This is a genomic window from Marinobacter sp., from assembly GCF_041686475.1.
Taxonomy (GTDB): Bacteria; Pseudomonadota; Gammaproteobacteria; order Pseudomonadales; family Oleiphilaceae; genus Marinobacter.
Genome location: NZ_JAWLDU010000064.1, coordinates 1 through 5,911, shown reverse-complemented (window position 1 = coordinate 5,911; position 5,911 = coordinate 1). Strand labels below are relative to the sequence as shown.

At 55.5% G+C, this 5,911-nt stretch carries 7 protein-coding genes; all 7 read right to left on the bottom strand.

Translation table 11 applies throughout. The annotated features are described in order from the left end of the window. The coding region (locus tag ACESMB_RS12780; protein WP_372971731.1) for a patatin-like phospholipase family protein at window positions 1–802 on the bottom strand (802 nt) is incomplete at its 3' end. A 31-nt stretch (window positions 803–833) separates the two neighbouring features. Continuing rightward, entirely contained in the window at window positions 834–1,376 is a 543-nt protein-coding gene (locus tag ACESMB_RS12775) for a hypothetical protein (protein WP_372927442.1), read from the bottom strand. Window positions 1,377–1,484: 108 nt separating this feature from the next. Then, window positions 1,485–2,078, bottom strand: a complete 594-nt coding sequence (locus tag ACESMB_RS12770) for an exopolysaccharide biosynthesis protein (RefSeq protein ID WP_372971730.1) — start codon at window positions 2,076–2,078, stop codon at window positions 1,485–1,487. Window positions 2,079–2,105: 27 nt separating this feature from the next. Beyond that, window positions 2,106–2,417, bottom strand: coding sequence for an outer membrane protein assembly factor BamE (bamE, locus tag ACESMB_RS12765; protein ID WP_372971729.1), 312 nt, complete (start codon window positions 2,415–2,417; stop codon window positions 2,106–2,108). Window positions 2,418–2,506: 89 nt separating this feature from the next. Next, window positions 2,507–4,678, bottom strand: coding sequence for a hypothetical protein (locus ACESMB_RS12760; protein WP_372971728.1), 2,172 nt, complete (start codon window positions 4,676–4,678; stop codon window positions 2,507–2,509). 2 nt (window positions 4,679–4,680) lie between these two features. Continuing rightward, a complete protein-coding gene (locus tag ACESMB_RS12755; RefSeq protein ID WP_372971727.1) occupies window positions 4,681–5,337 on the bottom strand; it encodes a response regulator in 657 nt (218 codons plus the stop codon). Between the two features lie 133 nt (window positions 5,338–5,470). Next, window positions 5,471–5,911, bottom strand: a 441-nt coding sequence (locus ACESMB_RS12750) for a hypothetical protein (RefSeq protein ID WP_372971726.1), incomplete at its 5' end; no start/stop codon positions are given.

Sequence of the window (5,911 nt, the reverse complement as noted above, 5' to 3'; positions counted from 1 at the left end):
TGTCGTAGTCCAGCGTATCCAGAAACATACCGTTGAACACATGGGCCAGCACCTGGGTCAGCGTCGGCATGCCTGGCTTCTCCGGGCGATCTGGTGGGCACATTGCGTTGGCACTGACACCAATCACCAGCACCTTGCTGGCGCCGAGCCGTAGCGCCGGGCTGATGTGAGCCATCTGCCGGGTAACGCCGTCGCCAAAATACTCACGGTTGATTTTCACCGGCCTGAACAGCGTGGGAATCGCAGACGAGGCCATGATGTGGTCTATCGCCAGTTCCGTGCGGGTGCCCCCGCGCTGACCCACCGACCAGCCCTTAAGCCCTTCTGCACCCTCGAAGAAACACACGTTCTGGCCAGTGGCGTAGCCACAGACATTCAGGCCGACTGCGTCGATATGACCATCGCGGATGGTGTTGCGGATGCTCTCAAAGTCAATTTCCTGCTGCAGCATTTTTCGCAACGGTGCATTATTCAGAAATGACACCGGCCCGCTTCCGATCGGCCGGCTGATCATTTTGCGGGCAATATCGCTGAAGCTGCGCATCAGGCTGATGGTATCGGCCCGAAACACCCGATCCATGGTCAGTTCCGACCAGATCTTTTCCAGGTGATCAATATTGTGGCGAAAAAGGCCCCGGTTACCGGCCACTGCCATAGCATTGATCGCGCCGGCGGAGGTGCCGATAATGACATTGAACGGGTGGTTCCAGTCCGGGTACATATCCGCGATGGCACGAAGCACACCGACCTGATAGGCCGCACGTGCGCCGCCTCCGGTGAGAATAACACCGTATTTTGTCATGCCTGGTTTCCGCAGTAGATCGTGCCCGCCATCAGGCCTGCTTGATCTTTCGCCGGCGCCTGCTGGCAAATGGATTATTAAAGCTGGAATCCTGGCCCTGCAACCTGGCTTCAGGATGGTTCTTCGTCATCAGCTCCTTGACCTTGGGGATGTGGTCCTTAGGCGCATCCACCATGATCAGGTACTTCCCTGCCTCAATATCCTGGTGGAACGGCTCAATACGATAATTTTCACCCTGGATACCGCCGAAACCACCAACCCAGGCCCCGGCCACAACAACAAAGATGAACAGGGCAATCCATGCGGCCGCGGGCATTGCAAGAACTTCCAGCAGCGCCATTGGAACGATAAAGGCCAGGGCCAGTACGAAGCCCGCTATCGCACCGCGCTCTACGTACCTGGGAAGATCCGTGCGATCCAGAATGGAAGCCGAATGCAGCTGATGAGTGTACAGGCCGGCTTCGTCTTTGCTGACAATATGAAATCGCCAATCGGTGACGCCATGCTCGTGGAGGTCGTCAGAAATTTCCTTGGCATTGTCAATCGAAGATACCAGGTAAAACAACCGAATCATGGTGTTTCTCCTCTCTTCGTCAGTCAGTAAGGCGTTCTTCTTATGACAATCTAGTTCAAAACCTCCGGTTTTACGTAATTCGGAGCGCGCTACCGGTCACTGGTTTAACTAACCGCTGAAATTCCGGACCAGCATCACCGGGCCTATCAACGCTATCGCCCAGGCAAACAGGGCGAGAAGCCCGTCTTTCGAAATCATCGCCAGGCCGAAAGTCATCAGGGCAAGGCCGGCAATACTGGCACTGAACGGTACAATTTCGGTTGCCGGCATAACCACAGCAATGACCATACACGCCATAGCCATCACATAGAGCCCGAACCCCTTGACCAACATGGTCAGTCGCGGGCGTATCAAACGGTCGATGCGACGGGCGGGCGGGCGCAGCAGCTCCAGACCCTGCACGAGCTTCTGACGCGGAACCTGGCGCTGAACCAGCCAATCGGGCAACCAGAAGTGCTTGCGCCCGATCAGCACCTGCCCCAGCGTCAATAGCGTGAGAAGCCCCATCAAGGTCGGCATACCCGGCATACCGCTGAGGGGTGTCACAAGAATGAGCCCCACCATAAGCACTACCGGGCCGAAGGTCCTGCGACCCACCGAGTCCATCATTTCCCCGATGGAAACGTGAGACCGATCGGCGGACCCGGCTTCAATCCGGTCCAGCAGCTCTTCTATATCCGCCGGTTCACGGCGATTGTCCATAGCCACTGTCTCCGGATAGTCCGACATCTATTCGGTGGTGTTGTAGACATAGGAGGACACGGTTCCATCCTGATTGAAACGCACTACGAGGTCAGTGGTTTCCGCGTCACCAAAGGCAGACCAGCGATACTTGCCGTAAGTCCAGGTGCGTTTGCCATCCTCAACCCCTGTGCGCCAGGGCTCGCCGAACATCTCCTGGATGTCGGAACGGGTAGTTTCGCCAATTTCGATCTGGTCGACGTTGTGGGTGGCAAAGTCCTGGCCTACCGTCGCGCAGCCAGCAACGATTGCCAATGTAAGTGTTACAAGAATGCTCCGGAATAATTGAAGCTGTGTCACATTCGTTCCCTCTAAGTAAAAGACTTATCCGCAGCATAACTCAAAGCGCGCAGATCATTGTCGCAATAAAGATTACGAAGTGATTGCAATCACGGAATGATTGGAATGACCGTACGGACGTTTGCCACCTCACCATCAATACTAAACTCAGACATCCCGCCCAGTTCGCTGGCTCGTGTTTGCATGTTGTTGAGGCCACGACCCCGAAGCAAGCCCTTATGCCGGGTAGACTGATCCACTCCATCGTTCACTAACGTTAGCTCCAGATAATTATCGTCTGACTTCAGATACACGCTGATACGGCGAGGGGATGCGTGCTGCAAGGCATTAGAAATTGCTTCAAAAAGAATCCGCCTGAGGTTGATCGCCTGCCTGACCGAGAATTGCAACGGAGCCGTGTTCAGTTGCTTGCTCCAGTCAAGATTCACACCCAGTGGAAAAAGGCGCTCCTCGGCCTCGGCCTGCCAGTCATCAATACAACCTGAGGCATCCTGGATCGCATCATTATCGATTGCCTTCATCGATTCCCTCAGAGATTGCAGGGCGTTTCGTGCCAGCGAGCCGTAGTAGTCGTCCGGTGCCTGCCTTAACAGAGACAGGAGCTGACCACCCACATCGTCGTGCAAGTCTCTGACAATCCGTTGCCGCTCCTGCTGCACGGCTTCCATTTCCGCCTGGTGTACACGCAAGATCCGGCGCGATACCTGAAACAGATTTTCTGCGTATTCCCGATCGTCTGTTGAGAACAGTCTTTTACCGCCATGCGCGTAGAAAAGCCTGAGGGCTCCATTGTGCTCAAGCAGGGGCACGTCCATCCGGGTCCCGTTCTCGCCAAGGCGTACTTCGGACACCCTGTTTTCAATCGGCTGGATCGAAGCAGGATCAAAGCTTCTTGTAAGGACTGATTGCCATGTGTCGTTTACTTCTCCCGATGGAACCGCACCAGCAATCTCTTCCACCATTCGGACCAATTGATGTTGGCGCCTTCCTTTGCCGCCAGTCAGCCCTTCCCAGGCCCATTGGCGCACAGGAAAGTACAACCAACCGACAAAAATCACGGCGCCCATCAATGCAACCGGAGGCTGAACCTTCAAGTATGCAATCAATGCCATGTCAACGAGAACAATGGAAAGGCCACCAAGAAACCAGATCCAGATCGTCAACCACCAGCGGTCTACCTGGAACAGACGATAACGGATGATACCCAGAGCAAAACCGACATAAAGCATCGAGGCAATGGCAACCAGGCCCCACTCCGGCAACAGTGGACTTCCGCGGACCGTGATTGGTATGTAGTAGGTCACCAGCCCGGTTCCCATGATGATAAAAACCGCCAGCAGCATCCATTTGAGGGCAGCGCGATCAACCGGGTAATTACGGGTTTTGCGCCATTGGACAAAAGCAATGGCGATGCCCGCTGCATACATGATGTACACCGGCAGAAAAAAGCTGTGCACGGGGAGATCAACCAACTGCTGCCATTCGTTCACCAGAACCAGACAAAAGGCGACAGTCAGATAAAGTTCCGGTGGGCGCCGGGTAATACACCCCGGAAACCTGGCCATCAGGGCGAGGATTGCGAACAGCATCACCAGCAGCGCTGCGCGGTTGCCCGCAGACAATGACGCCAGTGTTTCGCCAGACATGGCCAGCTCACGACAGACGTAGATACTGTTGAACAGGCAGGACACATAAAACCCGGCCGAGGAGAGGCACAGCATGCGTGCAGCACGCTCCCCGGGCCTTGCTGCGAAGACCGAGAGACCGATAGCCCAGACTAACAATCCGAACAGATTGAGCAGCCAGAAATCTGCGGGCAGGCTATCAAGCCCACGCCCCTTTGCCAGGCTGACCGGTACCCTGTGCTCCCCATCAACTTCCAGAGACGCACCCTCTGCGAGAACTTCAGTAATCTCTGTCGACCGCTCGAAATAATGTTTCTGAACATCGAAATGAGCAAACCCGGAGGGCTCCAGAGTCGGGTCAAAGCCTTCCAATGAGATACGGTCCCCGCGGTCGCTGATTATGGCTGTCAACCTGCTATCCTGGCGGACAGACCCGGCGGCGTGTTGAGGTTCATAAACCACGGAAACAATAGGGAAGCCGGATTCATTATCATAATCGACCCCCAGCCCCAGCCAGGGCTGTCTTTCTATAAATACCAGGGCAGACAGAATCAGCAAAAGCGCCAGCGCGGCCCCAGCTCCCATCAGGGGAAGCGGCGCGATTCTGGTGCCGTTAAAAACAGACTGGTAAGCCATGATCAGGAGCTGGGCGACCCGGGAACCAGGCCCAACTGTACCGCCCTCAGGGTTGCCTCTGCACGCCCGGAAACATTCAGTTTACGGTAAATCGATTTGGTGTGACTGGCAGCCGTGTTGGCAGACATATCCAGTAAACGGGCAATATCCGTTCTGCCCATGCCTTTTGCGAGCAGTTGGAGCACTTCCTGCTCGCGTTCCGAAAGAGGGTTATCTGAAGTGGCCGGGGTCTGCTCCGCATCCCTCTGAAAATGTCGCAGTATTCGCCGGGCAATGGTCGGGCTTAACGGTGGCTTCCCTTCCATGATGCCGGCGAGGCTGTCGATCATCGAGTTGGTAGGCTGGTCCTTGAGCAGGTATCCGTTGGCACCGGCCTTCAGAGCCTCGAAAAGATGACGGTCGTCATCAAAAATGGTTGCAACCACCAGGTAAGCCTCGGGCCGCTCTTTGCGCAGATGACTGAGAAGTGACATGCCGGAACCATCCGGCAGACTGAGATCAATCAGCGCCAGGGTGGGGAAAATATCCGGGAGCAGACGATGGGCCTGTTCCAGCGTGCCAGCCTGATAGATTTCCGGGCTTTGCATCGCTTTTTCAGCGATCGCCGCCAGCCAGGCACGGGTTTCCAGATGATCTTCAACAATCAACACCTGCTGCATCACACATCCTTTGCCCCGGCAACACTGCGGGGAAATTCTTTCCTTCAATGACCCAAGTGTAGAAGCAACAGGCATGGAAATTCAAAACAGGCCCCTTTGAAAGAGCTTCAAAAGGGGCCTGCCGGTTAACCGATCACTGCTGGCGCTGATAGCCAAAGTCGGTGAACAGCTGGGTATCCCGGAACTGCTCTTCATCCGGATTGGCCGCCGGATCAGTCAGTAGCAGGGTATTGCCGTCTATGCCGTAAAGATCGTAGACCTCAACACCGGAATCGTAAAACAGGTCCAGTTCATAGGCCTGCACCGATTGCGGTGAGTTATCAACTGGCTCACCCACCACATAGCTGAAGGGCTCGGTCGGCGTCGCAATGGGTTGTTCGCAGGCCTCGTTATCGAAAACCTCCCCAACCAACTCGCCCGATCCATCCGGGTTGAAGGTGTAGGCAAGGCTAGTCCACTGGCTGGATCCGGATTGTTCACACTCAGACATTGCCCAGGTACCGGTGATATCCGGTGCCTCTTCGGGTTCTTGCGGCGTGCTGGTATCCTCAATATATCCGCAGGCACTGACAGC

Bases quoted from the DNA above. Each gene is read 5' to 3' on its own strand.
- ACESMB_RS12775 (WP_372927442.1), bottom strand. From the start codon at position 1,376: ATGATTCGGTTGTTTTACCTGGTATCTTCGATTGACAATGCCAAGGAA.
- ACESMB_RS12770 (WP_372971730.1), bottom strand. From the start codon at position 2,078: ATGGACAATCGCCGTGAACCGGCGGATATAGAAGAGCTGCTGGACCGG.
- ACESMB_RS12760 (WP_372971728.1), bottom strand. From the start codon at position 4,678: ATGGCTTACCAGTCTGTTTTTAACGGCACCAGAATCGCGCCGCTTCCC.
- ACESMB_RS12755 (WP_372971727.1), bottom strand. From the start codon at position 5,337: ATGCAGCAGGTGTTGATTGTTGAAGATCATCTGGAAACCCGTGCCTGG.